Raw genomic sequence first — 23958 nt, 5'->3', positions numbered from 1 at the left:
CGACGTCGCAGCGCAGGAAGCTTCCCAGTCTTCAAAGAACCACAACTCGCGTGGCCCGTGGTCGAACAAGTCCGGCATCGCCGAAAGAAAAGGCGTCTCCCGGATACCGTCGGCCCGACCTCATGGATGACACGCTGCGCCATCTCCGGGCGACGCGCCTCGCGGGTAGCGCGCTCATGGTGCGCGCGACAAATAAGGAAACTGCGGACGTGAACCACAGCGCCGCCGGCGCGGTCATGCACGCGGTAGACTCGACCTGCGATCCGGCCGGCCGGGGAGGGGGCTTCCCGCAAAATCCAGGACGGCTCGAGAAGCTCTCCCGCGTCCGATAGCGGCCAGCACGGATCACCGATCGGAGCGGCCCGCCATTCCGTCTCGCGGCCGAGCGAAATCTGCACACCATCGGCTGGCCCGGGCCCTGTCGGCGCGAACACAAACGCGCTGGTGACGCGCCATGCGGTAATCTGCAGGCGGTCTCTTTTAGACGGCGTCACAGCGCTACGACGTCGCCACGCCCCTTGACGAGTTCGTCCGTCATCCACGATTGCAGATCGCCGATCCGAGTGCCATCCAGCTGGATGACGCTGCGGGCGGCGCGCCAATCGTCATCATCGACCTGGGCGAGACTGAACTTAAAACCCGGGAACGCCCGGGTGAGGATAAGGCCCGGCCAGCGCGATTTCGAGCGATGCGACGTCGGGTAGTCGAATAGAGGCCCTCATCTCGATTGGCCGCCATCGGTCCAGGGATTGAATATTGACACACCGAGTGATGCAAAGTCCTTCCTGCTTACGCGGGCCTCCGCCATCGAATCTCCCCGGCGATTCGGCAGTCGCAGGGTCAATAGGCAGGATGCGACCAGCAAAGCGCTCTGGAAGATCCTGTGCAAGCCAATCGGCAAGCTGAGTTGGTGTTGAGCTGAACGTTCACCGGTCGAGGTGGCGTGGCTGATCACGGACGCGCTCGAGATCGAGATCGGCGTCCCGCAGCGGTGATGCCATCAGGAATTCGACCAGCGTGCCCCTGCGCGCCGTCTTGCGGGACCATTCCTCGGCCGAGACGCCGACGGCGCTCGGCTTGCCGTGCCGCGCAATGACCTGGGGATCGCGTTGCGCCCGCTCGATGACCTCGGACAGACGTGCTTTGGCATCGGTGACTGTCCAACTCTCAGATCGATCGGCGGCGGATTTCCTCGGCGCTGCCATGACCTCCCCCATGATGAGCACAGTGGCCACAACAACCATACTTTGCAGCCACTGCCATCCATTCCTCGGGCGCCGCTCTAAGCGGGAGCGGTACGGAGAGAGAAGGAGAGGAGAGGAGAGGCGTACGAGCCCTCTTTGTCCCGATGAACCTTACCCCCCGTCCCACCAACCATTGCCTACTCGCGATTCGGCCTGATCCGAATGAAGGCTGGATGACCTCAACCGGAGGCGCCATACTATCACAGTTACGGCAGTTTGAGATGATACCGACCGTCGACCGGAATTTTGCGCCGCTCCATCAACCGCCCTGTAGGCTGCGGAGCTTCTTGAAAATATCAGGTGCAATCTTGAATTCGCGCGCCTGCCCTCGCCCCAACGAGTTTTTAACCATTGCTTCCGTCAAGATTTTACGATTGACAAGCCGATCAATCGTCTCCGTGACACCACCGCGTGTTAGCGACGTCACCTCAATTATATTGGTTAACGTCAGGCGCTGATTGCCCTGATGCATATAATAGAGGACGCTCATCATTCCAATTTGCTTCAGGCGCGACTGAGGGGTCTCATCGTCGAGCGGATTATCGAGGATCAGCCGCAGAATAAGCGCCGAGAACGAGAGGCTGCGCCATTCGGCGTCAAGTGCTCTTGGCATCTGCTTAACTGCTCTGTATATGAGAGTTAACCGGGCATGAGATTGCGGCCGACAAGCCTTTCCGGGGTCGTTTCGGGAGGGTGGAAGGCATGAATTCCCCTACTGCCAGGGCGCTTTCCTGCGCATTCGTATTGCTGTCATCCTACTGCATTTCCAGCAGTAAAGCGCGCGCGGACGATTGGGGCTGTCAGGTTCTCCTTTGCCTTTCGAACCCGGGCGGTCCCATGCAGTTCGCCGAATGCGTCCCTCCCGTTCAGAGGCTTTGGAACGAACTCGCCAGGGGACGCCCCTTTCCAACCTGCAATGGCGTCGGACTCCAGACCTCCAGGCCCGGATACGAACCGTATTCTTGCGAGACCGGCTACCGCCTGACCGCCCGGTTCGGCCCGCAAGGGCAAGAAGCGGCCTGTGTGTCGGCGACACGCCAAGTGGTCGACAGCAGCCAATGCACATCCGGCGCCGGAGCCGGCAGTGGCGCCGCACGCTGGGTGTCGGGCGGCGGACAGCACCGGTGCATGGCCTACGTGACAGCTCAGCCGAGCGCCCGAGCGCAACCTCATTTTATCGATGTAATGATCGACGGTGCGGGCACCCAGCGGGTGTGGTTCTAGCTCATGCCCGTTGCCTTCGCCGATCTCGCGCAGACCTGCGCGCCGACCGTTCAGGTCGAGACCCTCTCGGCGGTCGTGAGCCTCGAAAGCGGTTTCGCGCCATTCGCCATCCGCATCAACAGCGGCACGCCTCTGCGCGACTTGCCGAACACCAAAGCGGAGGCCATCGAGCTGGCCACCACGTTGATTGCGCAACGCCAGGATGTCGATCTCGGTCTTGGCGGCATCAATGCCGACGATCTGGGTCGTCTCGAACTCACGGTCTCCGACGCATTCGATCCCTGCCTGAACCTCAAGGCGACCGCCCGACTGCTCGACCGCTACTACCGCGTGGCGATCGGTAAAGGTGCCAGCCCCGGGCAGGCGGCCACCATGATGTTGCAAGCCTATTACGGACGCGGCGACGCCTCGGTTGGCGAGATGGTCGGCTACGACAAGCAGGTGCGTGACGAGGCAAAGCACCTCGCGCCGACGCTGGTTTCGCTGGCGATCAACCCAGCCAACACGTCCGCCTCGAAAGATCGCGTGGGGGAGGGACCCGCATCGGCGCCGCCGGCTGCCGCGTCGCCCGGCCCACGGCGCGATGCCAAGCCAGCGCCCTGGGATGTTTTTGCGACAGGGCGGACGTCCTCCGTTCTCGTCTTCCAGAACGAACAATCGGAGTGAGCCGAATGAGTGAAAAAGTGCGCGTGCGTCCAGCCCTAGCCATCATACTGATGGCTGGCGTCTTCGCGATCGGGATGGCCGAGCCGGCATTCGCCCAGGCGTCCGGCGGCATCGAGACAGTCCTTCAGAACATCGTCACCCTGCTCACGGGCAACGTCGCCAAGCTCCTCGCGACGATCGCCGTGATCGTCGTCGGCATCGCCTGGATGTTCGGCTATCTCGACCTGCGCAAGGCCGCCTATGTGGTGCTGGGCATCGGCATCATCTTCGGCGCCGCCCAGCTCGTCACGACGATCTCCGGCGGGTGACGGCCATGGCGGAGAGCGTGGCGCTTGAGGAGGACACGCTGTTCCTGGCCTGCACGCGGCCGGCCATGGTCGCCGGCGTGACGATGGAGGCCATGGGCATCAACGTCATCCTGACGACGATCCTCTATATCCTTGCGGGCTCGATCGCCTACGCCCTTGTCGGCATCGTCTTCCATCTCGTCTTCAAGACGCTGGTGAAGCATGACCACAACATGTTTCGCGTCTTGATGGCGTGGATCGAAACTCGCGGCCGGTCGCGCAACGGGGCCTTCTGGGGCGGCACCACGCTGACCCCCCTCAAGCTCGTGAGGCGCTACGACGAAAGAGACCTTGGCCTTGCCTAACGTCGCCATTCTCAAAACCCGCGAGCTCGAGCCCGAGACCTTCATCCCGTATGTCCGTCACGTGGACGAGACGACGATCGCGCTCGATTCCCGGGCGCTGATGGTCATGATCGCCCTCGACGGCATATCGTTCGAGACGGCCGATCCGCTCGAACTCAACGGCCTTCATCGCGACCTCAACACGCTCTACCGCAACCTCGCGGACGAACGCCTCGCGCTTTGGACCCACATCCTCCGTCGTCGCGACAACGACTATCCCGAGGGAGCGTTTGCCAATCCCTTCTCCGCTGCCCTGAACGCGAAATATCGCGCCCGCATGGTAGAGGAGGATCTCTTCCGCAACGACCTCTATCTGACCCTGCTGTGGTATCCGACCCGCGATCCCGCTGAGAAGATCTCGGAGCTCCTGGGCCGCCTTCGCCGGGCGCGCCGCGGGAGCGTAGAGCTCGACGAGGAGGCGCTCAAGCAGTTGCGCGACAAGGTCACCGACGTGACGGCCGGCCTCAAGCGGTTCCAGCCACGTGTTCTTTCCCTCTACGAACACGATGGTCTTCTGTTTTCCGAGCCGAGTGAGGTCCTGCACCAGATCATCGGCGGCCGGCGGGAACGAGTGCCCCTCACGGAGGGGCGGGTTTCGTCAGCGATCTATTCCGACCGCGTCATCATCGGTCGCGAGACGGTGGAGATCCGCCATGAGGCTGAGACCCGGTATGCAGGGATCTTCAGCTTCAAGGAATATCCCGCCCGGACCAGGCCCGGCATGCTCGCTGGCGTCCTCACCACGCCGTTCGAGCTCATCCTGACGCAGTCCTTCGCGTTCGCCTCAAAGGCCGATGCCCGGACCATCCTGGGACGCAAGCAGAACCAGATGGTGAGCGCCGGCGACAAGGCGAATTCGCAGGTCGATGAGCTCGATGGCGCCCTGGACGAACTGGAATCCAATCACTTCGTGCTGGGCGAGCATCACCTGACGCTGTCGGTCTGCGCCCCATCGGTGAAGGACCTCACCGACAATCTGGCGAAGGCACGCTCTCATCTGACCAACGGCGGTGCCGTCGTGGCACGCGAGGACCTTGGCCTCGAAGCCGCATGGTGGGCGCAGCTGCCTGGCAATTTCCGCTACCGGGCCCGCTCTGGTGCGATCACCTCGCGCAACTTCGCTGCGCTGTCACCCTTTCATTCCTATCCGGTGGGCAGGAAGGACGGCAACGAGTGGGGGCCGGCCGTCGCGATGCTGAAGACGGCCTCCGGCTCGCCGTTCTATTTCAACTTCCACCATGGCGATCTCGGCAACACCTTCGTGTGCGGCCCCTCTGGATCCGGCAAGACCGTTATCCTGAACTTCATGCTCTCGCAGCTCGAGAAGCACGATCCCCACATGGTGTTCTTCGACAAGGACCGTGGCGCCGATCTCTTCGTGCGGGCGGCGGGCGGCACGTATCTGCCTCTGAAGAATGGGACGCCAACCGGCTGCGCGCCGCTGAAGGGGCTTGAGCTCACGCCGGAGAACAAGGTGTTCCTGGCGCAATGGATCGCCAAGCTCGTCGGCTCAAAGTCGCGCGAGCTTTCCGTGAGTGACCTGCGCGACATCGCCGGCGCCGTCGACGGCCTCGCGGACCTCCCGGTCCAGCGGCGCACCATCGGCGCGTTGCGCACCTTCCTCAACAACACCGACCCGGAGGGCATTGCCGCCCGGCTGCGGCGTTGGGAGAGGGGAGGGCCCCTCGGCTGGGTCTTCGACAACGAGACCGACGACATTGGGATCGGCGCCAAGTTCCTTGGCTACGACATGACGGATTTCCTCGACAATGAGGAGATCCGCACGCCGCTCATGGCCTACCTGTTCCACCGGGTGGAGCAGCTGATCGACGGCCGCCGCATCATCATCGTCATCGACGAGTTCTGGAAGGCGCTGCTGGACGAGGGATTTCGCGACCTCGCCCAGAACAAGCTCAAGACCATCCGGAAGCAGGGCGGCCTCATGCTCTTCGCGACGCAGAGCCCACGCGATGCGATCGCCTCGCCGATCGCCCACACCATCATCGAGCAGTGCCCGACCCAGATCTTCATGCCGAACCCGCGTGGCAGCCACGCCGATTACGTGGACGGCTTCAAGCTCACCGAGCGGGAATATCAGCTCATCGCGCGCGAGCTGTCCCCTGAAAGCCGCCGCTTCATTGTCAAGCAGGGGCACAACAGCGTCGTCGCCGAGCTGAACCTCGCTGGCTTCGACGACGAGCTCGCCGTCCTCTCCGGCCGCACCGCCAATGTCGAGCTGGCCGACGCGATCCGTGCGGAGGTCGGCAGCGGTCAGGAGGACTGGCTCCCCCTATTCCAACAAAGAAGGAGTCCCGGCTGATGGCAAAGCGAACCATGCTGTTGGCGGCCGCAGCCGCGCTCTGCATCTTCGTGGGAGCGGCCAACGCCCAAGGCATTCCGGTGATCGACCAAGCAGCCCTCGCCAAGCAGCTGGAGAGCATCGCGCAGCTCAAGTCGCAGCTCGACACCCTGAACCAGCAGCTTCAGCAGGCACAGCAGCTTTACGGTTCGCTGAACAAGCTGACAAACATGGCCGACGTCGCGAGCGTGCTCAACGATCCCGCGATCCGCAAGGCGCTGCCCCAGGACTTCAATGCGATCGAAGGCCTGCTCCAGGGCTCCGGTTCAGGCGCCTTCGGCGAGTCCGCGTCCAAGTTCCTGCAGGACAATTCCACCTACCAGACCAGCGCCAACGATTTCTACGCGCAGGAGCTGTCTCGGATCCAGAAGAAGAACGCCGGCCAGATGAGCCTTGGCCAGCAGATCTATGATGCCGCCACCAAGCGGATCGACGGCATCGACCAGCTCCGGCAGCAGATCGCATCGGCCGGCACCTCGAAAGACGTGGCGGACCTGCAGGCGCGTCTCCAAGCCGAAGCGGCGTTCCTACAGATCGATGTGGTGCGGATGCAAGGCCTGCGCATGGTGCAGCAGGCCCAGGCCCAGGTGGACGACCAGCGCAAGGCCGAGGACTGGCGCAGGCGCATCGACACGATGAACGCGGCGCTGCCATGAAGCGGATCGCGGCGTTCCTCCTGATGCTTCCTCTTGCCGCTTGCTTCGAGCCGGGGGAGGGGACTTACACCGTCAGCGACTATCTCGCCGATGATGCCTTGCGTGCCGAGCAGCTGGCGAAGTGCCGCGAGAATCCGGGGCAGCTCGCCGCAACCCCCAACTGCGAGAATGCGACCGAAGCGGATGGCAAGGCCCGCCTTCAGCGCATGAACAAGGCGCTGGGAGGGTAGGGCATGTATCAAGTCTTCTCGTTCCTCGATAACCAGTTCAAGACGCCGCTCGAGGACTTCATCAGCTCGGGGACATCGGGGATCAGCTCCTGGGTGACGGGGCCGCTGACCATCGCGCTGACGCTTTATGTCATCCTCTACGGCTTCCTCGTCCTGCGCGGCTCGATTCCCGAGCCGATCATGGAATTCGCATTCCGGGCGATGAAGCTCGCCATCATCCTGATGCTGGTGCAGAACGCCTCGAATTATCAGACCTATGTCTCGAAGGTGTTCTTCGAGGATTTGCCCACTGAGATCTCCGGCGCCCTCAACACCGGCTCGGCGCCGAGCGCCTCCGCTTTCGATTCCCTCCTCGACAAGGGGCAAAAATCCGCCAACGACATCTGGGCGAAAGGGTCCTGGCCGGTCGACATCCTAACCGGCGCGGCAGGGCTCGTGGTCATCGTCATGACCTTCATCGTCGCGGCGATTGGCTATGTGGTGTCGCTCTATGCCCGCGTCGCGCTCGCCATCGTCCTCGCCATAGGTCCGATCTTCGTCGCGTTGGCCATGTTCCAGTCGACGCGGCGGTTCACCGAGGCGTGGATCGGCCAGATGGCAAACTTCGTCATCCTGCAGGTGCTCGTCGTCGCGGTGGGATCGCTCCTGGTGACCTGCCTCGATGCCACCTTCGCCACCATGGAATCCTATGCGGACGTGCTGATGCGTCCGATCGCGCTCGGCGCCATCGCGCTTTCCGCTCTCTACGTCTTCTACCAGCTCCCCGGCATCGCGTCCGCGCTTGCCGCAGGCGGAGCATCACTGACCTACGGCTACGGCGCCGCGCGCGACGCGCATGAAGGCACGATCGCCCGGAGCACCCGGTATGCGGCCCGCGCCGTCGGCCGGGGTGTCCGCGCGGCGGGACGTAACTTCGGATCGGGCGGGGCTGGGTGACGCCGTTTCCTGAGAATCATTTTCACAGCCGGGTGGGTGCATGTTGCGTTCGTTCCTATTGCTCTGCATGGCGTCGGCTCTCAGCGGCTGTGCCTCTTGGTCTTATCCCTTGCCCAAATGCGACGGCTACGCGCGCCGGCCGCTTAACCGCGCCATGTGGCAGTGGGAGGGGAGCAGTAACGTGAAGGCGCAGTCGGACGCTGCGCCCCTGGCGCCGAACCGCGCAACGGCATTTGCCGATGAGGCGCCGGCATCGCCAACTGGCCCGTTCGCGCATCTCGACAGCGCCGGTTCCTACCGATCTTGCGCGGGGCAGGGGTGATGGTGACGAACGAAAGCCTTAAAAGTTATTTCGAGAAAGCCCGCCGGTTCGATCAGGACCGGATGATCCGGGCGGAGCGCTCGACCCGGGTCGCCTGGTTCGTGGCGATCTGCGCCAGCATCCTGGCGGCGGCCGCGGTCTTCGCGGTTGCGGGTCTGACGCCGCTAAAGACGGTGCAGCCCTTTGTCGTCAGGGTCGACAATTCCACAGGCATCGTCGATGTGGTCTCGGCCCTGACCGCGACCGCCGGAACCTACGACGAGGCCGTCACCAAGTATTTCGCGGCGCGATACGTCCGGGCGCGGGAGGCCTATGTCTGGAGCGAGGCGGAAGAGAACTTCCGGACCGTCGCCCTTCTTTCCACCCAGGCCGAGCAGCAACGGTTCGCCGCGCTCTATCGCGGCAGCAATCCGGAATCTCCCCAGAACATCTATGTCCGCAGCGCCACTGCCCGGATCAACATCGTCTCGATCTCGCTGATCAACCCTCACGTGGTGTCGGTCCGCTACATCCGCACCGTCACGCGCGGAGAGGATGTCCGCACCACCCATTGGGTGGCAACGTTGACCTTCGCCTATGTCAACGCGCCCATGTCCGCGACGGACCGGTTGGTCAATCCGCTCGGCTTTGTCGTGAGCGAGTACCGGGCCGACCCGGAGGCCATCAATTGAAGCGCGCTGCTCTCATCTTCGTGGTGGCTTGGGCCTGCCTCGTCACCCCTGCCAATGCCCTGGAGACGCCCAGCAGCGCACCCCAGGACAACCGGGTCCGCTTCGTCGACTACGAGCCCTACAACATCACCAAGATCGTGGGCTCGCTGCGCTCCTCGGTCCAGGTCGAGTTCGCCGAAGACGAGGAGATCGCTCATGTGGCGCTCGGCAACACAGTGGCCTGGGAGGTGGCACCCGCCGGAAACATCCTGTTCCTAAAGCCGCGCGAGAACCAGCCGGTGACGAACATCTCTGTGGTGACGACACGGCGCAATGGAGCGACCCGCAGCTATCAGATGGAGCTCACGGTGCGCGACGGCTCGGTGGCCTCGGGACAGCCCACCTACTTCTATGTGAAGTATCGATATCCCGCCGACGAGGCCGGGCGCCGGCGCCAGGAGGCAGCGGCAAGGGCTCAGGCCGCCCAGGCCGGCTATGCCGACAAGGTGCTCACCTTCCATGAGCAATATGGCCCCCGCAACTGGCGCTACTCGGCGCAGGGCTCGGCCGCGCTCGAGCCGGAGGCGGTCTACGACAATGGCAAGCTGACCACCTTCGCTTTCACCGGCAACCAGGAGATGCCGGCGATCTACATGGAGAATTCCGACGGCACGGAGAGCCTGGTCCCGAAATCGGTCGAGGGCGACCTGGTGCTCGTCCAGGCCATCAGCCGCAAGTTCATCCTGCGACGTGGCGGCGATGTGCTCTGCATCTTCAACGAAGCCTATGACCGGGTTGGGATCAACCCGGGCACCAACACGACGTCTCCCTCGGTCGAGCGGATCGTGAAACCACAATCGGCGCCGAAGGCGCAATAGGGGCGGGCGATGGCGGACGATATCGAAAGCGGCGTGCCGGGAGAGCGCGGTCAGTCCGTCACTGGACGGCGGCAAGACAACCCGCTCCTGAAACGCGGAGCGGTGGTGCTGGCCGTCATCGCATTCGTCGGCTTTGCCCTGTGGTCGATGCGAGATCGAGGACCGCGGACGGACGCTGAGAAGCCCGAGCGTGTCGTCATCCGGCAGACCTCGGCTTTTGAGCCGGCCCGCCAGCCTGCGGCCATGCCGGAGGTGAAGCTGCCGACGCCGGTCGTCACGCCGCAAGCCGCCCCAGCGGACGACCCGTTGCTCGATGCCGCCCGCCGCGCCCCGGTGATGGCGTTCGGCGCACAGCGCGGCCCACAGAACCGGCAACAAGCTTCCGGCGTTCCAGCTGACGCAAGCTCCAACTATGTGCCTCTGAATGGAGCAGGAGGCGGCTTCAATGGGCCGGGCGAGAATGAGGACCAGCGTTTCGGCCGCATGATGACGCCGACCCGCCTCGAAGGGTCACGGGCGGGCACCCTGGGCAATCGTGATTTCATCATCGCCATGGGCACGTCGATCCCGTGCGTCCTTGAGACCGCCTTGTCCTCGGATCAGCCCGGCTTCGCCAGCTGCGTCATCAATCGCGACGTGCTCTCGGACAATGGCCGTGTCGTCATGATGGAGAAGGGCACGCAGGTCGTGGGCGAGTACCGTGGTGGCCTGCGCCGCGGGCAGGCCCGCCTCTTCGTACTGTGGAATCGCGCCAAGACCCCGAAAGGCGTGATCATCACCCTCGCATCACCGGCCACCGACGCCTTGGGCCGGGCCGGCATGGACGGCTATGTCGACACTCATTGGTGGGAGCGCTTCGGCAGCGCTCTGCTGCTTTCGATTGTTGGCGACGCCGCCAACTACGCCCAGGGCCAGCTCCAGCAGGGCGACATCCAAGTCCAGAACAGCGCCAATGCCGGCCAGCAGGCGGCCGCCATCGCGGTCGAGCAGTCCATCAACATCCCGCCGACGCTGGAGAAACACCAGGGCGAGTTGGTGTCGATCTTCGTCGCCCGGGACCTGGATTTCTCTGGCGTCTACGGTCTGCGCGTCACCGAGCCGCGCAACACGATCTACGATCGCGGCGTGCTCGGCGACTTCAGCCGGCGTTCGACGCTCGTCACAAAATAGGCGAGGGGAGGGGGATGACAGAAGGAGCAGATGTCGGCGTCGTCCGCGACCTGCTTTTCCCTCTCGCGCAATTCCTCAGCGACGAGACGCTCTACGAGATCGTGATCAACCGCCCGGGCGTGGTCCTGACCGAGGGTCCCGGCGGGTGGCGCAGGCACGAAGCACCGGATCTCACGTTCGAGAAGCTGATGCGGCTCGCGCGGGCCGTGGCGAGCTATTCGCACCAGTCGATCGACGAGTCCCATCCCCTGCTCTCCGCCACCCTGCCCGATGAGCATCGCATCCAGATCGTCATTCCACCCGCCACCCCTAAAGGCACGGTGAGTATCACGCTCCGCAATCCCTCCGCGGTCGCGCTGACGCTCGACGATCTCGAAACCGCCGGCCTCTTCTCGGAAGTCAGTCCGATCCCCGACGAGCTCTCGGCAGCCGACGCCAGGCTGCTCGAGCTATACCAAGCCGGAAGCTACATGCCGTTCTTGCGGGAGGCGGTGCTCGCTCGAAAGAATATTATCATTTCGGGCGCGACGCGGTCCGGCAAGACCACGCTCTCGAAGGCGCTGATCCAACATATCCCCGAAGACGAACGGCTGATCACCATCGAGGACACGCCCGAACTCGTGATCCCGCAGGATAACCATGTGCGGCTGTTCTATTCGAAGGACGGGCAGGGGCTGGCCAAGATCGGGGCGAAGGAGCTTTTGGAGGCATCCTTGCGCATGCGTCCGGATCGCGTCCTGCTGCAGGAGCTCCGCGACGGCACCGCCTTCTATTACATCCGCAACGTGAATTCAGGACATCCCGGCTCGATCACCACCGTGCATGCCGATTCCGCCAGGTTGGCGTTCGAGCAGCTTACGCTGCTCGTGAAGGAATCTGATGGTGGGCACGACCTCGAGCGGAGCGATATCCGCGACCTGCTGAAGATCGCGATCGACGTCATCGTTCAGTGCAGGAGAGCAGGGGGGCGATTTCGTGTGTCAGAGATCTATTTCGATCCGCATCGGCACACCGGACCAGAGATGTAGCGCGAGGAGCTAATCGGAGGGTCGAATACTGTTTCATTGATCGAAGAGCTGTTCGTCACTTCGGCATGCTTTCGCGCGCTATCCGAGACACGCCATGGGCGAATCCAAGATATTCATCCAGAATTTGGCTTCCAAAATGGCAAAGCGTCGATCTTTGCACGGTTTGAGATTTGACTTCCATCCTAGGCCTACCGCTTTTTTTGGCAGCAGTGCGACGGATACCTAAATAGCAGTGTGACCGGCTCGCCTATGCCAAGTACCCCAAAGCTTAGCAGTGCCATCAAGCCTTTTAAGCCCCATCGTGAGGTGAGGCGTCAGCCTATCAGATGCCGAAGCGCCACGCCTGCCAGTGCACAACCTGCCAGGGTTGGCAACATTCCAATCTCAAACCGGAGCATAGCGACCATCGCCGCAAGGGAAAGAACAGCCGCCCGCCAATCGACGGTGTCGGGAAAAGGAAGGTCCACGCCGATGCCGAGAAACCAAACCGTTCGGACTTCGCGGAACACGACGTGGAGCGCGAACCAGAGGGCGAGATTCATGATCACGCCGACTACGGCCGCCGTGATGGCGGACAAAGCCGCCGATATGGCCCGGTTGCTGCGCAGCGCCTCGACATAGGGCGCCCCGAGGAAGGTCCAGAGGAAGCACGGCGCGAACGTCATCCAGGTGGTGAGGAGGGCGCCGAGGCATCCGGCGAGACGCGGATCGAGCGACCCCGGCGTCCGGACGGCGGCCAGGAAACCCACGAACTGGAGCACCATGATGAGGGGACCGGGGGTGGTCTCCGCGAGGCCGAGGCCGTCCACCATTTCCCGGGGGGCGAGCCAACCGAAGGTCTGCACCGCCGCCTGGGCCACGTAGGCAAGGACGGCATAGGCCCCGCCGAAGGTGACGACGGCCATGGCGCTGAAGAAGCTCCCGTTCTGCGTCCAGACGCTGGGTTCCGAGCGGCGGCGAGCGCCGAGAAGCTCCCCCCTTTTTGCCGTTCGCCCCCTGCTGGTGGACGCGGATGGTGGTGGAATCGACCATCTGGATGTCGCCGTCGTAGGCCTTCGACACCGCATCGAAGATGCGATCCCAGACGCCGATCTTCCGCCATCGCACGAAACGGTTGTAGCAGGTTGTGGAAGGCCCGTAGCGTTCGGGGATGTCGGCCCACGGCGAGCCCGTGCGAAGGCGCCAGTAGATGCCGTTCAGCACCATCCGGTCGTCCGCCCGAGCCACCCCGCGCGGCTTGTTCGGCAACAGCGGCTCAATGATGAAGTGAGGTGGTTCGATCGACACTTCATATACCGTCAATGGCCAAATTCGCCGGCGGTAATTCCATCGGCCAGGGGAGAGGTCGTTGAGAAAAAACCAAAGATACAGTTCAGGGCGACGCGTTTGCCTCGCAGGAGTGGCCATAGCCACGGAGTTTGGATAATTGGCCGCGGTCTCGGGGCTGCCATGCACGCGGGTCCTGCATGGCCCTCAACCGGGGCCCGAAGTGGGCTGGCGGTGAACGTCGAACCACGCTGTACCGCAAGCCTACGGTTCGTCATGGTTGAGAAGTGACCAGACAGCAACGAACAGAGCGACGATCAGCGGGCCGAGGACAAATCCGTTCATGCCGATCAACGAGAGCCCGCCCACCGTGGAAATGAGCACGGCGTAGTCCGGCAGCATGGTGCCCTTCCCCACCAAAGCTGGCCGCAGGAAGTTGTCCACCGTGCTGATCACCAGCGTGCCGATCGCGAGCAGGATGGCGCCTTTCAGATAGGCGCCGGTCAGCAGCAGATAGGCGGCCGCCGGTACCCAGACCAGTCCGGCGCCCACGGCGGGGAGGAGCGAGAGCACGGCCATCAAGACGCCCCACAGGAGCGCGGCCTGGATCCCCAGCATCCCGAAAGTGACTCCGCCGATGGCGCCCTGGATTGCGGCGATGGTGACATTGCCCTTGACTGTGGCCTTCACCACCGAGGTGAACTTCTCGAGCAACTGGTCGGTTTCGCGCGCGCCGAGAGGGCTGGCTTTGCGGATACGGGCGGCAAGGGCTACGCCATCGCGGAACAGGAAGAACAGCAGGTAAAGCATCACCCCGAGGCTGATGATGAACTGGGCCGTGTTCTGCCCGATGATGACCGCCCTGTTGGCGAGGGTCTGGCTGAATTCGAGGAGGAACGATGTCAGCCGGGTCTGGAGCTGAGCCATGTCGCCGAGATCGAGCGCGGCAAGGGCCCTCCAAACGAAGGACGGCAGCACCCCCTGGAGCTGTGCGAGCATTGTGCCCGGATCGAATTCGCGCGTGCCGATGCGGGTGTAGAGGCTGGCGGCTTCGTTGGCGAGGGCGGCGAGGATCAGTGTGCCGGGGATGACGACGACGCAGATGCAGGCCAGGACGCTGAGTGCCGCCGCGAGGTTGCGCCGGCTGCCGAGCCGGTTCTCGAGCCCGCGTTGGAGCGGATCGAACAGGATCGCGAGGATGACCGCCCACAGGATCGCGCCATAATAGGGCGACAGCAGCCAGAGGAACGCCACCGTCACGAGGACGATGGTGGCGTGAAAGGCGAACTCCTGGATCTTCGTCCGCGACATGAGCGGTACAGGCCCCATGGTTGCAGACATCCTGTCTGGCCTATTCGGATCCGGCGTGTCCGAGCCGTCAATGTGTGGCTTCGACCTTCGGTGTGTCTGTTCGAGTTTCGGTTTCGGTGCCGGGCATCCGCCGCCGAGCGTCGAGATCATAGAGGATGGGAACGACGAACACGGTGAGCGCCGTGGATACCACCGTTCCGAAAATCAGGGAGATGGCGAGCCCGCCGAAGACCGGGTCCGTCACCATGATCGCCGAGCCCAGGATGATGGCGAGCGTGGTGAGAAGGATCGGGCGCAGGCGCACGGCTCCGGCCTGCCGCACGGCCACATCGAGAGGCATGCCGTGCTTCAGATTGTCCTGGATGAAGTCGATGATCAGCAGCGAGTTGCGGATCACGACGCCGGACAGGGCGATGATGCCCACCATGGAAGTTGCCGAGAAATCCGCCCCCACCAGCCAGTGGCCCGGGAAGATCCCGATGATGCCGAGCGGTACTGACGACATGGCGATCATGGGAATGAGGAACGACCGATAATAGGCCACGAGCAGGAAGTAGACCATGAGCAGGGCGCCGCCCAGGGCCACGCCCATGTCGCGGTAGATGTCGAGGGTCATGCGCATCTCGCCGCCCCACAGGAGTTGGTAGCCACCGATGGTGTCGGGCACGTCCTGGACGAAGCCGAGATTGCCGGTGCGCAGCGGCTGCCCGTCCGGCGCCGTGATGCCGGAAAGGCGCCGCTGCAGGTCCAGCACGGCGTAGAGCGGCACCGAGGCGGAGAGTTCCGCGCCGACGAAGGTCACCTTTTCGTTGTCGCGATGGAGGATGGGGCGGTCCGCCTCCGCGGGGATCACTGTCACCAGTTCGGAAAGCGGCACTGGCCTCCCATCCGCATTGTCGACGAAGACGCGGTCGAGCCGCGTCGGGTCCACCTCGAAGCGGCGGGGCACGAAGGCGCGCACATCCACCGGGTCCTTCTCGTCCGGCAGATGGGCGCGGCTCAGCACCTTGCCGCCGTAGATGAGGGAGAGGGCCTCGGCGATCTGCGCCGTGGAGACCTTGGAAAGGGCGGCCTTCTCCTTGTCCGGCACGATGCGGTGCTCCCGCACGTCCTCCGGCTCGGTGTCGATGAGATCGACCACGTCGTAGGTTTCCGTGAAGGCCTTGCGCACCCCGGCCGACAGCGCCCGCAGCCCCTCGGAATCCGGGCCGTAAATCTCGGCGAGGACGGTCGAGCGCAGCGGCGGGCCGGGTGGGTCCTCGACCAGGGAGACCTGGGTGCCGGGATAGGCCCTCGCGAGGGCCTCCACCTTGGGTCGCAAATCGCGCACGATGTCGATGGAGCTTTCCGACCGGTCGTGCTTGTCGGTGAGGTTCACCCGGATCTCGGCGATGTTGCTGCCGACGCGGCCAGCCGTGCCCTTGAACAGGCCGTTGAAATCCTCGACGCCCGCCTGCCCGATCCAGCTCTGGGTGTTGGCGACCTGCGGCTCCGTCGCGAGCAGCGCCATGATCTCCCGCGCGAAGCGGTCGGTGACCTCGATCGGCGTCGTCTCCGGTGTCTTGATGACGACGTTGAACGTGTTCTTGTTGTCCTTCGGCAGGAAGCCGAGGGGCACGCCCAGCGCCGAGACCGGGCCGGCGACGCCGGACGGGCGAACGAAGTGCCAAGCCCCCTGCATCATGGAGGCGATCATCAGGACGAGCACGGCCGCGGCGAAGATACGGCGGACGCCGCGCCGGTGCTGGAGGGGCGCGATGAGGCGAAGATAGAGGCGCTCCATCCACCCCGGCTCGCCGTGATGCGCGGCTTCCGCGTGGGCGTCCTCCTCCTGCACCTCATGGCGGTGGAGCCACCGGTTGGCCGCCCAGGGCGTGACGATGTAGGCCACGAGGACGGATGCGGCCATGGCGATGGGCACGTTGTAGGCGATGGGATAGAAATATTCGCCCGGCATGTCGGTGACGAAGAACAGGGAAGCGAACACCAGCATCACCGCGAAGGTGGCGAGATTGGTGGCGTTGCCGATTTCGTTGGTGGCCTCGACCGTCATCTTCTCCTTGCTGGCGCGGGAGCGCTTTGCGCCGTAGTGGCGGTGGATGTTCTCGATGACCACGATGGCCGCGTCCACCAGGAGGCCGAGGGCGAGGATGAGGGCGAACAGCGTCACGCGGTTGATGGTGACGCCGCCGAGAAGGTCGGCCGCAAGGGTGATGGACAGGATGAGCGGCACCGTCACCATCACAATCAACGCCTCGCGCCAGCCCAGGAAGAAGATCAGGACAAGCCCAACCGTGGCGAGGGCGATCAGGAGGTGCTCGAGCAGAAGGTTCACGGCGGCATCGGCCTTCTCGCCGTCGTCGCGGGTGACCACCGCCTGAACGTCCTTCGGCACGAACGTCGCCTGCATCTGTGTCACCCGGTCGATGACGGCGTTGGCCACTGTGACGGCATTGGCACCCTTCTTCTTGGCCACGGCGATGGTCACTGCCGGTAGATCTGCCGCGTCCGGTCCACCGAAGCGCGGGTCGCCGGGGCCGAAGGAAAAGCGGCTCAAGGTGGAGAGTTCAGGCGGGGGACCATCGGTCAGCGTCGCCACGTCGCGCACATAGACCGGGCGGCCATCATGGATGGCCACGATCTGGTTCAGCACGTCGTCCGCGGAGGTGAAGTCGGCTGAAAGCTTGATGGCCTCCACCTTTCCGCCGCGCACGGTGGGCGCAAGGGGCACGGAGAGGTTGCTGGCGCCGAAGGCCAGATAGGCCTGGCTCAGCGTCACGCCGAAGGCCTGAAGGCGGTCGGGATCGAGCTCGATGGCGATCTCTCGCGTCTGCCCGCCCTTCACCGAGATGACGGAGACGTTGTCCGTGCTGCGCAGGTGCTCCGCCATGCGTTCGGCGAGCCGCTTCAGGGCATAGTCGTCATAGCGCAGGGAGGAGAGGGTCACGGTGACGATGGGCACGTCGTCCGCATCGATGCTGCGCACGAAGGGCGTGCTCGCGTCTGCCGGCAGGCGGGCGCGGCTCGCCAGGACCCGGTCGTAGAGCTTCACCAGCGACTCTTCCTTCGGCTGGCCCACCTTGAACTGCACCTGGACCATGGCGAGGGAGTTCTGCGCCGTGCTCTCCACATGGTCGACGCCGGACATCTCGCTCATGATGCCTTCGAGCGGCCTGACGACGAGCTGCTCCACCTCGGACGCCGACGCGCCGGGCAGGCTCACCGTGATGAGGGCCGCCGGCACGATGATCTGCGGGTTCTCTTCCCGCGGGGTCTTCAGCACCGCCACAACGCCGATCAGCGCCACCGCGATGATGAAGACGATGGTGAGCTTGGAGGTGATGAAGGTCTGGGCGAGGCGCCCGGCCATGTTGAGACGCGGCGTGCTCATTTCGTCCCCGCGACCATGTTGACCGTCGCGCCGTCGCGCAGTGTGTCGGTGGCGCCGACGAGAACGGTCTCGCCGGCCGCGAGCCCGGCATTGACCTCCACGGCCTCGTCGATCTCCTTGCCGGTGCGCAGCCAGCGGAACCGCGCCGCGTTGCCGTCCAGCACGAACACCCCGTCGAGCCCGCCGCGACGCACGATGGCGGCGCGCGGCACGAGCAGCGCCGTGCGGGCGCCGAAGACGAAGTCCGCGCGCCCGAACATGCCCGGTACCAGCGCCGGGTCGGCGGGCAGGATCACGTTGATCTCGTAGCGCCGCGTGATGTCGTCTCCGGACGGTACGATGCCGCGCACGCGGCCTTGGAAAGCCTTGCCCTTCAGCGTATCGATCCGCACTTGGACCGTGGCCTTCGGGTTGATCTCACTGAGCTTGCTCTCCGCGACGAAAGCCTTGAACAGGAGAACTTCGCGCGATTCCACCGTCAGCAAGGGTGTGCCGGCGGTCGCCATCTCGCCGGCGCGCCGCGTGACGGCTACTACTACGCCATCCACGGGGCTGGTGATGGCGGCATAGCCTTTCTGGGCCCTGGCGGCCGCGAGCGCGGACTGTGCCTTGTCGAGGCCCGCCTGGGCGACATCCACGCGCACCTTGGCCTTGCGCAAGGTTTCAGCGGCGACGGAGCCCGTGACGGCGAGCTTGGAATATTTTTCCACGTCCTGCCTGGCGTCGTCGAGATCCTCACGGCTCGCCCGCACGCCGGCCTCGGTCTGCCGGATGGCCTCGTCGATGTCGGAGGGGTCGATGCGCACGAGGAGGTCGCCGCGCGACACCTTCTGCCCCTCGCGCACGTCGAGCTGCTGGATGAAGCCCACCACCCGCGAGGACATCGCGATGCGCCCGTCGGAGACGACTGAGCCGGGAATGCTATAGATCACCGGGACATTGGTTTCCTCGATTGGCACGGCCGATAGGCCCGTGGGCTTTTCGGAGGAGGGCTCCGCCGCGGCCACGCCGGCCCCGGACAAGACGAACAGGAACAGGGCCGCGAGGCAGGCGGCACGGGACATCGGCGCCATGTCACTCGTCCCCCGGCCTGCTGGAGGAGCCGACTTTCCTGTCGGCGCGATGCTGCTCAGCCTGGGGGTGGACGTCCCAGAGGGCAGAGCACTGCGCCCTAAACACGGACGGCGTGGCGAAGCTCAGGGGTGACATGACTGATCCTTTTGAATCACCAACCGTGTTTTCGATCGGGAGTGGGCCGGCCATGATCGCACGTTCGGCGTCTTGATAAGTTCATTCGAATGAACTAATTGTTGGACGAGGAAAATGCAATGGCAACAGAAACCACATCGCAGAGTGGTCACGACGCCCGGAGCGCAAAAACCCGTGAGCATCTCATCGAGGCGGCGATCGAGGTCGTCGGCGCCGTGGGTTATGAGGGGGCGAGCACACGCGCCCTGGCAAAGGCCGCGAACGCGAACCTGTCGGCCATCCCGTATCATTTCGGCAGCAAGAAAGAGCTGTATCTCGCGGCGGCGCAGATGATCGCCGACTATGCGCGGGGTCGCTTCGCGGAAGTCACCGCCTTGCTGGATGAACCTGCGGACGCCGATCCGGCCAGCCGCTTCGAAAAGGCGCTCATCCACCTGCTGCACATCGTTCTCGATGATGCCGAGCCGCACTCCTGGACGTCGTTCCTGGGGCGCTGCACCTACGACAACGACGATGCCTTCGCCCTCATCCACGATCAGGCCATAGCGCCGCTGCTCGACCGCCTCATCCGCTCCGCAAGCGTAATCTCCGGACAAAAGCCCGGTGAAGCGACCTTGCGGCTGCGCATCAGCGCCATCGTCACCGCCATCATCGGCTTCCGCTTCCTGCGCGGCATCATGCTGCGCGGCATGGACGGGGAGAGCATCCAGGCCGGCTATGTCAGGCAGATGGAGGACATGGTCCGCGATCTGTGCCGCAGCGATTTTCTCCGCGCGTCGCAGCCACGGTGATCCCCGGCTGCGGCCGCCTTTTCAGGCCCCGTCATCTTAGCTTCAGCACCCGAAAGGACAGACGTCATGAGTGACCAATCCTACCCGCACGAGACCATCGTCTGGGTCAAGCAACGCCTCGACGAGCTCGATGCCATCATTGGCGAGGTGGAAAAATCCTCGGCCGAACTGGAGGGCAAGGTCCGGGCCGAGGCCGAGCAGGCTCTCGTCAAACTCAAGGAGTCCCGCCTCACCATCGGCAGGCAGTACGACCGGCTGCTCGCCGAGGCCGACGACGTGAAGCAGGGCGCCAAGGAGTTGCAGGACGCCCTCGACGACGAATGGGTCGAGGTGGAAACTTCCCTCCAGTCCTTCCTCGCGGCCGCCGCGGGCGAAGCGGGCGCGGTGCGTCGGCTCGTGGTCGCTCGAGCCGATGCGCAGCGCCAGTCGTGGGAAGCCTCGCTCCAGGCGTTCCGCGACCAGGCCACCGAGACGGTGGAAAAGGCCCGGCAGGACCTTGATGCCGCAATCCGGCGCCTGTCCGACGAGGCAGACAAGTTCCAGGCGAAGATCGGAGAAGCGAAGGACGCCGGTGACGAGTCGTGGGCGGCTGTGAAGACCGGCCTCGCTGAGGCCAAGGAGGTCCACGATCGCACGATCGAAAAGATCAAGGGCGCATTCGCCAAGCTGTTCTGAGCTTTGTGGCGCTCGGGTCCATCGGCCTCTTGAAGCCCCAGTGGAGATGAAAATGAAGACTATGCGCTCAAACATTTTCGGGCTCGCGATCCTGATTCCCGCCCTGGCGATCGCCGGCCCCAGCGCGTTCGCCCAGGGTGCTGCGACGCCCTCTCCGGCGCAGGGGGCCGGCCAGACCTCCGTCCCCCGCCAGGCCATCCAGTGGACGCAGGACAGCCTTGCGGAAGCCGACGCGACCATCGCTGCGCTGGAGCGCAGCGCCGCAACGCTCACGGGTGAGGCACGCGCCAAGGCGGATGGCGCGATCAAGACGCTGCGTGAGCAGCGCGATGCCTATCGGGCGCAGGCCGACGCGGCGATAGCCAATGCGAAATCTTGGACCGAAGCGCAGGTGAGTGCGGCTCAGGTCGGGCTCGATGCGAGTTGGGCGGCATTCCAATCGGCACGCGATTCCTATCTGGACGCAGCCAAGGCGGACCTCGCGACGCGCCGGGCTGTGCTCCAGGCGGAATTGGAGGCTCGGCGGACAGTCTGGCTGCAATCCATCGAGGATCTGCGCACACGGGCAGATAAGGTCTCGGACGACCAACGCGCGGCCATCAAGGCGCGCATTGCCGCGCTGAAGGCGCAGGTCGATGACGCTCAGGCCAGGCTCGCGCGACTCGAAGAAGCCTCGAGTACAGCCTGGAAGGCTGTACAGAAGAGCTACGCCGATGCCAGGGCTCTCTTTTACGAGACCTATCGTTCGATTCGAAAGGCGATCGACGACGCGTCAAAGTAGAAATGTGTGTTTCGGCGTCGACGATTGGGTCTGACGCAATTGTTGTGGAGAAGATCTAAGAGGCGGATTCAAAAGTTCACGCGGGTTTGCAATGTCTTGCGATGCGGCGTGAGCATGCGGATGCTGGCGATGTGAGCGAAAGCGGTCGCGCTTTCGATGGATTTCTCCCAGTCCTTTGCGAGGCGGCGGCAGCGTCCGAGCCATGCGAATGTCCGCTCGACCACCCAGCAGCGAGGCAGGACGACGAAGCCCTTGGCCGTGTCGGAGCGCTTGACGATCTCGATGGTCCAGCGGCCGTGGCCGCGCATGGCGTCCTTGAGTTTGTCGCCCGCATAGCCGCCGTCGGCGAAGACGTGGCGCAGCCATGGATGGCGGAACCGGATCGCCCTGAGCAGGTCGGGAGCGCCGTCTCGATCCTGAATATCGGCCCGGTGGACCCGCACGAAGATCAGGAAGCCGAGCGTGTCGGTGATGATGTGGCGCTTGCGCCCTTTGATCTTCTTGCCCGCGTCATATCCGCAAACCCCGCCGCTTTCGGTGGTCGTGACGCTCTGTTGGTGTGGACGGCCCCCAGCACGGCATCGATGTGCCAGAGTGAGGTCGTTAGATCTCAAGCGAAGGAGACCGTCCGTGGAACAGATTATTCGAATCGGAATGGACACGTCAAAGCACGTCTTTCAGTTGCATGGGGTGAACGCGGCGGAGCAGCCGGTTTTGCGCACGAAGCTGCGGCGCAGGGAGATGGTGGCGTTCTTCCAGAAGCTGCCGCCGATGGTGGTCGGGATCGAATCTTGCGGTGGATCGCACCATTGGGCGAGATTGCTGCAGTCGTTCGGCCACGAGGTGAAGCTGATCCCGCCGCAGTACGTCAAACCCTACGTCAAGCGCGGCAAGAACGACGCCGCCGATGCCGAAGCCTTGAGCGAGGCGATGAGCCGGCCGACGATGCGCGTTGTGCCGGTCAAGAGCGCGGAACAACAGGCGGCCCTCATGCTGGTGGGCATGCGCGACCGACTGATCCGCAACCGAACGCAACTCGCCAACGCGATCCGCGGCTATGCCGCCGAGTTTGGACTGACCGCCGCCAAGGGAATGGGCAAGATTGAGCCATTGCTCGAGCGCATCGCGGCTGATGCGACGCTACCGGACCTGGCGCGGGAGCTGTTCGCACTCCATGGCAAGGAATACGCGCAGCTGCAGGCGAAACTGAAGGAGGTCGAGGCAAAGCTGATGGCATGGCACCGCGCTGACGAATGCAGCCGTCGCCTGGCGCAAATCCCCGGCGTCGGCCCGATCGGGGCGTCGCTGCTGACGATGAAGACGCCGTCGCCCGAGGGTTTTCGATCAGGTCGACACTTTGCTGCCTGGATCGGTCTGACGCCGAAGGATCATTCAACCGCCGGCAAGGTCAGGCTCGGCGTGATTACACGCGCCGGCGACGAGGCCCTGCGCAGCGTACTGGTATGCGGCGCCACCTCTCTCCTTCGGCAGATACGGGATGGGCGCGGCAAGAACGTCTCCCCTTGGCTCATCGAACTGCTCAAGCGCAAGCCGCCGAAGCTCGCGGCCGTGGCGTGCGCGAACAAGATCGCGCGCATAGCCTGGAAGCTGATGGTCAGCGGTGAGAACTACAAGGCGGATGTGCCGCCGCCGGCCCTGGCGCGCGCCGCATAGATCGGCCAGACACGGGGAGCATCTACTGTGCCGTGGTAAGCCGGTGCCGGAACTTGCAAGAGAACGAGCAGATGGTGTGATCGATCGATCCGAGACGTGAGACACTCCGGGACAGCCAGCGGCCATCAAAGGTCGTCGCTTTGTTTGGAACTCGCGTCGCGGAAACCATCTTGGCCAGCGGTCATGTGCGACCGCACGAATAGGCCGGACATATGATCGCAAGCGATCCGATCAAAACATTGCTCGACAACCTTGCGAGGAAGGGGCCGTCCACATGTGGCTGTCGATGATGCCGGCCGTGGGCTGGGCTTGCTTGCCTTCGATCTCGCGCGCCGCCATCACCAGAAGCTGGTTGATCGTCGCCAGAAGGCCGCTGTCGCGCCAGGCGTAGAAATAGCCGCGCACGGTCGAAACCGGCGGAAACTCGCCCGGCAGCATGCGCCATGGGCAGCCGCTCGAAGCGATGAACAGGATCGCTTCCATAACATCGCGCATGTCCGTCGTGCGGGGGCGCCCACCACGCCTGGCACCGGGGATCATCGGCTCCACAATAGCCCATTCGCGGTCGGTCAGATCACTTGGAAAACGCAGGCGGTCACGGTTATGCTCAGCACGAGCGATATCGGTCCAGGCCATCGGAAACCCCATTTGATTCAGCACCAAACGGGAATCACAACCTGCTGATATCGCTCAACTCCTTTTAAATCCGGCTCTGAGGTCCGAGCAGCCGCCTAACTGGTCCGTTCACGACGATGCTCGGCGACACGGTGTACCGGCTCGTCACCTCCGGCGAATGGCCGGGGACC

General features: G+C 64.1%; 22 protein-coding genes and 4 pseudogenes. 17 read left to right on the top strand and 9 right to left on the bottom strand.

Going from position 1 to position 23958, the window contains the following annotated elements; translation table 11 throughout:
- Nucleotides 1-926 precede the first annotated feature (926 nt).
- Together V5F77_RS25360 and V5F77_RS25355 are read right to left on the bottom strand one after the other, a co-directional pair.
- Nucleotides 927-1205, bottom strand: coding sequence for a type II toxin-antitoxin system prevent-host-death family antitoxin (locus V5F77_RS25360; RefSeq protein WP_348842466.1), 279 nt, complete (start codon nucleotides 1203-1205; stop codon nucleotides 927-929).
- Between the two features lie 298 nt (nucleotides 1206-1503).
- On the bottom strand, nucleotides 1504-1857 hold the full coding sequence (locus V5F77_RS25355; RefSeq protein WP_011993192.1) for a MarR family transcriptional regulator: 354 nt from the start codon (nucleotides 1855-1857) through the stop codon (nucleotides 1504-1506).
- 89 nt (nucleotides 1858-1946) lie between these two features.
- Here V5F77_RS25355 and V5F77_RS25350 point away from each other — a divergent pair, with 89 nt between their 5' ends.
- The 13 genes from V5F77_RS25350 to virB11 are packed head-to-tail and all read left to right on the top strand — an operon-like array spanning nucleotide 1947 to nucleotide 12054.
- Nucleotides 1947-2468: a hypothetical protein gene (locus tag V5F77_RS25350; protein WP_394030937.1), complete on the top strand. Its 522-nt coding sequence runs from the start codon at nucleotides 1947-1949 to the stop codon at nucleotides 2466-2468.
- Between the two features lie 3 nt (nucleotides 2469-2471).
- The gene (locus tag V5F77_RS25345) at nucleotides 2472-3134 is read left to right on the top strand and encodes a lytic transglycosylase domain-containing protein (RefSeq protein ID WP_348842464.1); all 663 of its coding nucleotides are present in this window, start codon (nucleotides 2472-2474) and stop codon (nucleotides 3132-3134) included.
- Between the two features lie 5 nt (nucleotides 3135-3139).
- Nucleotides 3140-3442 carry a TrbC/VirB2 family protein gene (locus tag V5F77_RS25340; protein WP_011993189.1) on the top strand — a complete coding sequence of 101 codons (303 nt, stop codon included), beginning with the start codon at nucleotides 3140-3142 and terminating at the stop codon, nucleotides 3440-3442.
- Nucleotides 3443-3447: 5 nt separating this feature from the next.
- Nucleotides 3448-3786, top strand: a complete 339-nt coding sequence (locus V5F77_RS25335; protein WP_348842463.1) for a type IV secretion system protein VirB3 — start codon at nucleotides 3448-3450, stop codon at nucleotides 3784-3786.
- Complete coding sequence (locus tag V5F77_RS25330; RefSeq protein ID WP_348842461.1) at nucleotides 3779-6145, top strand: VirB4 family type IV secretion/conjugal transfer ATPase; 2367 nt, start codon at nucleotides 3779-3781, stop codon at nucleotides 6143-6145. The genes V5F77_RS25335 and V5F77_RS25330 overlap by 8 nt, the downstream gene beginning before the upstream one ends.
- Nucleotides 6145-6840 carry a P-type DNA transfer protein VirB5 gene (virB5, locus tag V5F77_RS25325; protein ID WP_011993186.1) on the top strand — a complete coding sequence of 232 codons (696 nt, stop codon included), beginning with the start codon at nucleotides 6145-6147 and terminating at the stop codon, nucleotides 6838-6840. Before V5F77_RS25330 ends, virB5 begins: the two co-directional genes overlap by 1 nt.
- Entirely contained in the window at nucleotides 6837-7070 is a 234-nt protein-coding gene (locus tag V5F77_RS25320) for an EexN family lipoprotein (protein WP_011993185.1), read from the top strand. Before virB5 ends, V5F77_RS25320 begins: the two co-directional genes overlap by 4 nt.
- A gap of 3 nt (nucleotides 7071-7073) precedes the next feature.
- Nucleotides 7074-8006 carry a type IV secretion system protein gene (locus V5F77_RS25315; protein ID WP_011993184.1) on the top strand — a complete coding sequence of 311 codons (933 nt, stop codon included), beginning with the start codon at nucleotides 7074-7076 and terminating at the stop codon, nucleotides 8004-8006.
- Between the two features lie 40 nt (nucleotides 8007-8046).
- Nucleotides 8047-8328 carry a hypothetical protein gene (locus V5F77_RS25310; protein ID WP_011993183.1) on the top strand — a complete coding sequence of 94 codons (282 nt, stop codon included), beginning with the start codon at nucleotides 8047-8049 and terminating at the stop codon, nucleotides 8326-8328.
- Entirely contained in the window at nucleotides 8328-8999 is a 672-nt protein-coding gene (locus tag V5F77_RS25305) for a virB8 family protein (protein WP_011993182.1), read from the top strand. Before V5F77_RS25310 ends, V5F77_RS25305 begins: the two co-directional genes overlap by 1 nt.
- Complete coding sequence (virB9, locus tag V5F77_RS25300; RefSeq protein WP_348848209.1) at nucleotides 8996-9856, top strand: P-type conjugative transfer protein VirB9; 861 nt, start codon at nucleotides 8996-8998, stop codon at nucleotides 9854-9856. The genes V5F77_RS25305 and virB9 overlap by 4 nt, the downstream gene beginning before the upstream one ends.
- A gap of 9 nt (nucleotides 9857-9865) precedes the next feature.
- Nucleotides 9866-11026 (top strand): type IV secretion system protein VirB10, encoded by a 1161-nt coding sequence (gene virB10, locus V5F77_RS25295; RefSeq protein WP_348848210.1) that lies wholly within the window; start codon nucleotides 9866-9868, stop codon nucleotides 11024-11026.
- 14 nt (nucleotides 11027-11040) lie between these two features.
- Nucleotides 11041-12054: a P-type DNA transfer ATPase VirB11 gene (gene virB11, locus V5F77_RS25290; protein ID WP_348842457.1), complete on the top strand. Its 1014-nt coding sequence runs from the start codon at nucleotides 11041-11043 to the stop codon at nucleotides 12052-12054.
- Nucleotides 12055-12368: 314 nt separating this feature from the next.
- Here virB11 and V5F77_RS25285 read toward each other — a convergent pair.
- The 5 genes and pseudogenes from V5F77_RS25285 to V5F77_RS25265 all read right to left on the bottom strand — a co-directional run.
- A pseudogene (locus V5F77_RS25285) lies at nucleotides 12369-12995 on the bottom strand (chromate transporter); the annotation flags it as partial.
- Nucleotides 12996-13029: 34 nt separating this feature from the next.
- Nucleotides 13030-13356 (bottom strand): annotated as a pseudogene (locus V5F77_RS25280) (IS5 family transposase); the annotation flags it as partial.
- Nucleotides 13357-13584: 228 nt separating this feature from the next.
- Entirely contained in the window at nucleotides 13585-14631 is a 1047-nt protein-coding gene (locus V5F77_RS25275; protein WP_394030951.1) for an AI-2E family transporter, read from the bottom strand.
- A 67-nt stretch (nucleotides 14632-14698) separates the two neighbouring features.
- Entirely contained in the window at nucleotides 14699-18022 is a 3324-nt protein-coding gene (locus tag V5F77_RS25270) for an efflux RND transporter permease subunit (protein ID WP_348842625.1), read from the bottom strand.
- Complete coding sequence (locus V5F77_RS25265; protein ID WP_348842626.1) at nucleotides 18019-19095, bottom strand: efflux RND transporter periplasmic adaptor subunit; 1077 nt, start codon at nucleotides 19093-19095, stop codon at nucleotides 18019-18021. Before V5F77_RS25265 ends, V5F77_RS25270 begins: the two co-directional genes overlap by 4 nt.
- 255 nt (nucleotides 19096-19350) lie before the next feature.
- Between V5F77_RS25265 and V5F77_RS25260 the strand changes: the two genes are divergently transcribed.
- The 3 genes from V5F77_RS25260 to V5F77_RS25250 all read left to right on the top strand — a co-directional run bounded on the left by V5F77_RS25260 (nucleotide 19351) and on the right by V5F77_RS25250 (nucleotide 21478).
- A complete protein-coding gene (locus V5F77_RS25260) occupies nucleotides 19351-20022 on the top strand; it encodes a CerR family C-terminal domain-containing protein (RefSeq protein WP_394025559.1) in 672 nt (223 codons plus the stop codon).
- Between the two features lie 66 nt (nucleotides 20023-20088).
- Nucleotides 20089-20697: a hypothetical protein gene (locus V5F77_RS25255; protein WP_348848213.1), complete on the top strand. Its 609-nt coding sequence runs from the start codon at nucleotides 20089-20091 to the stop codon at nucleotides 20695-20697.
- Nucleotides 20698-20749: 52 nt separating this feature from the next.
- Nucleotides 20750-21478 (top strand): hypothetical protein, encoded by a 729-nt coding sequence (locus tag V5F77_RS25250; protein WP_429007947.1) that lies wholly within the window; start codon nucleotides 20750-20752, stop codon nucleotides 21476-21478.
- 76 nt (nucleotides 21479-21554) lie between these two features.
- Here the strand turns inward: V5F77_RS25250 and V5F77_RS25245 are convergent.
- Nucleotides 21555-22032: pseudogene (locus tag V5F77_RS25245) on the bottom strand (IS5 family transposase); the annotation flags it as partial.
- Between the two features lie 76 nt (nucleotides 22033-22108).
- On the opposite strand from V5F77_RS25245, the gene V5F77_RS25240 reads away from it, so the two are divergent.
- Nucleotides 22109-23152 (top strand): IS110 family transposase, encoded by a 1044-nt coding sequence (locus V5F77_RS25240; protein WP_429007946.1) that lies wholly within the window; start codon nucleotides 22109-22111, stop codon nucleotides 23150-23152.
- Between the two features lie 249 nt (nucleotides 23153-23401).
- Here V5F77_RS25240 and V5F77_RS25235 read toward each other — a convergent pair.
- Nucleotides 23402-23788, bottom strand: a pseudogene (locus V5F77_RS25235) (transposase); the annotation flags it as partial.
- Between the last annotated feature and the right edge of the window lie 170 nt (nucleotides 23789-23958).

The sequence above is a fragment of the Roseixanthobacter psychrophilus genome, assembly GCF_043195195.1.
Taxonomy (GTDB): domain Bacteria; phylum Pseudomonadota; class Alphaproteobacteria; order Rhizobiales; family Xanthobacteraceae; genus NCEH01.
This window is presented reverse-complemented; position numbering and strand designations above follow the sequence as displayed.

What these genes read in the sequence shown, in the direction of transcription:
- V5F77_RS25360 (WP_348842466.1), bottom strand. Translation starts at nt 1,205, where the DNA reads ATGGCAGCGCCGAGGAAATCCGCCGCCGATCGATCTGAGAGTTGGACA.
- V5F77_RS25355 (WP_011993192.1), bottom strand. Translation starts at nt 1,857, where the DNA reads ATGCCAAGAGCACTTGACGCCGAATGGCGCAGCCTCTCGTTCTCGGCG.
- V5F77_RS25350 (WP_394030937.1), top strand. Translation starts at nt 1,947, where the DNA reads ATGAATTCCCCTACTGCCAGGGCGCTTTCCTGCGCATTCGTATTGCTG.
- V5F77_RS25345 (WP_348842464.1), top strand. Translation starts at nt 2,472, where the DNA reads ATGCCCGTTGCCTTCGCCGATCTCGCGCAGACCTGCGCGCCGACCGTT.
- V5F77_RS25340 (WP_011993189.1), top strand. Translation starts at nt 3,140, where the DNA reads ATGAGTGAAAAAGTGCGCGTGCGTCCAGCCCTAGCCATCATACTGATG.
- V5F77_RS25335 (WP_348842463.1), top strand. Translation starts at nt 3,448, where the DNA reads ATGGCGGAGAGCGTGGCGCTTGAGGAGGACACGCTGTTCCTGGCCTGC.
- virB5 (WP_011993186.1), top strand. Translation starts at nt 6,145, where the DNA reads ATGGCAAAGCGAACCATGCTGTTGGCGGCCGCAGCCGCGCTCTGCATC.
- V5F77_RS25320 (WP_011993185.1), top strand. Translation starts at nt 6,837, where the DNA reads ATGAAGCGGATCGCGGCGTTCCTCCTGATGCTTCCTCTTGCCGCTTGC.
- V5F77_RS25315 (WP_011993184.1), top strand. Translation starts at nt 7,074, where the DNA reads ATGTATCAAGTCTTCTCGTTCCTCGATAACCAGTTCAAGACGCCGCTC.
- V5F77_RS25310 (WP_011993183.1), top strand. Translation starts at nt 8,047, where the DNA reads ATGTTGCGTTCGTTCCTATTGCTCTGCATGGCGTCGGCTCTCAGCGGC.
- V5F77_RS25305 (WP_011993182.1), top strand. Translation starts at nt 8,328, where the DNA reads ATGGTGACGAACGAAAGCCTTAAAAGTTATTTCGAGAAAGCCCGCCGG.
- virB10 (WP_348848210.1), top strand. Translation starts at nt 9,866, where the DNA reads ATGGCGGACGATATCGAAAGCGGCGTGCCGGGAGAGCGCGGTCAGTCC.
- virB11 (WP_348842457.1), top strand. Translation starts at nt 11,041, where the DNA reads ATGACAGAAGGAGCAGATGTCGGCGTCGTCCGCGACCTGCTTTTCCCT.
- V5F77_RS25275 (WP_394030951.1), bottom strand. Translation starts at nt 14,631, where the DNA reads ATGTCGCGGACGAAGATCCAGGAGTTCGCCTTTCACGCCACCATCGTC.
- V5F77_RS25270 (WP_348842625.1), bottom strand. Translation starts at nt 18,022, where the DNA reads ATGAGCACGCCGCGTCTCAACATGGCCGGGCGCCTCGCCCAGACCTTC.
- V5F77_RS25265 (WP_348842626.1), bottom strand. Translation starts at nt 19,095, where the DNA reads ATGGCGCCGATGTCCCGTGCCGCCTGCCTCGCGGCCCTGTTCCTGTTC.
- V5F77_RS25260 (WP_394025559.1), top strand. Translation starts at nt 19,351, where the DNA reads ATGGCAACAGAAACCACATCGCAGAGTGGTCACGACGCCCGGAGCGCA.
- V5F77_RS25255 (WP_348848213.1), top strand. Translation starts at nt 20,089, where the DNA reads ATGAGTGACCAATCCTACCCGCACGAGACCATCGTCTGGGTCAAGCAA.
- V5F77_RS25250 (WP_429007947.1), top strand. Translation starts at nt 20,750, where the DNA reads ATGAAGACTATGCGCTCAAACATTTTCGGGCTCGCGATCCTGATTCCC.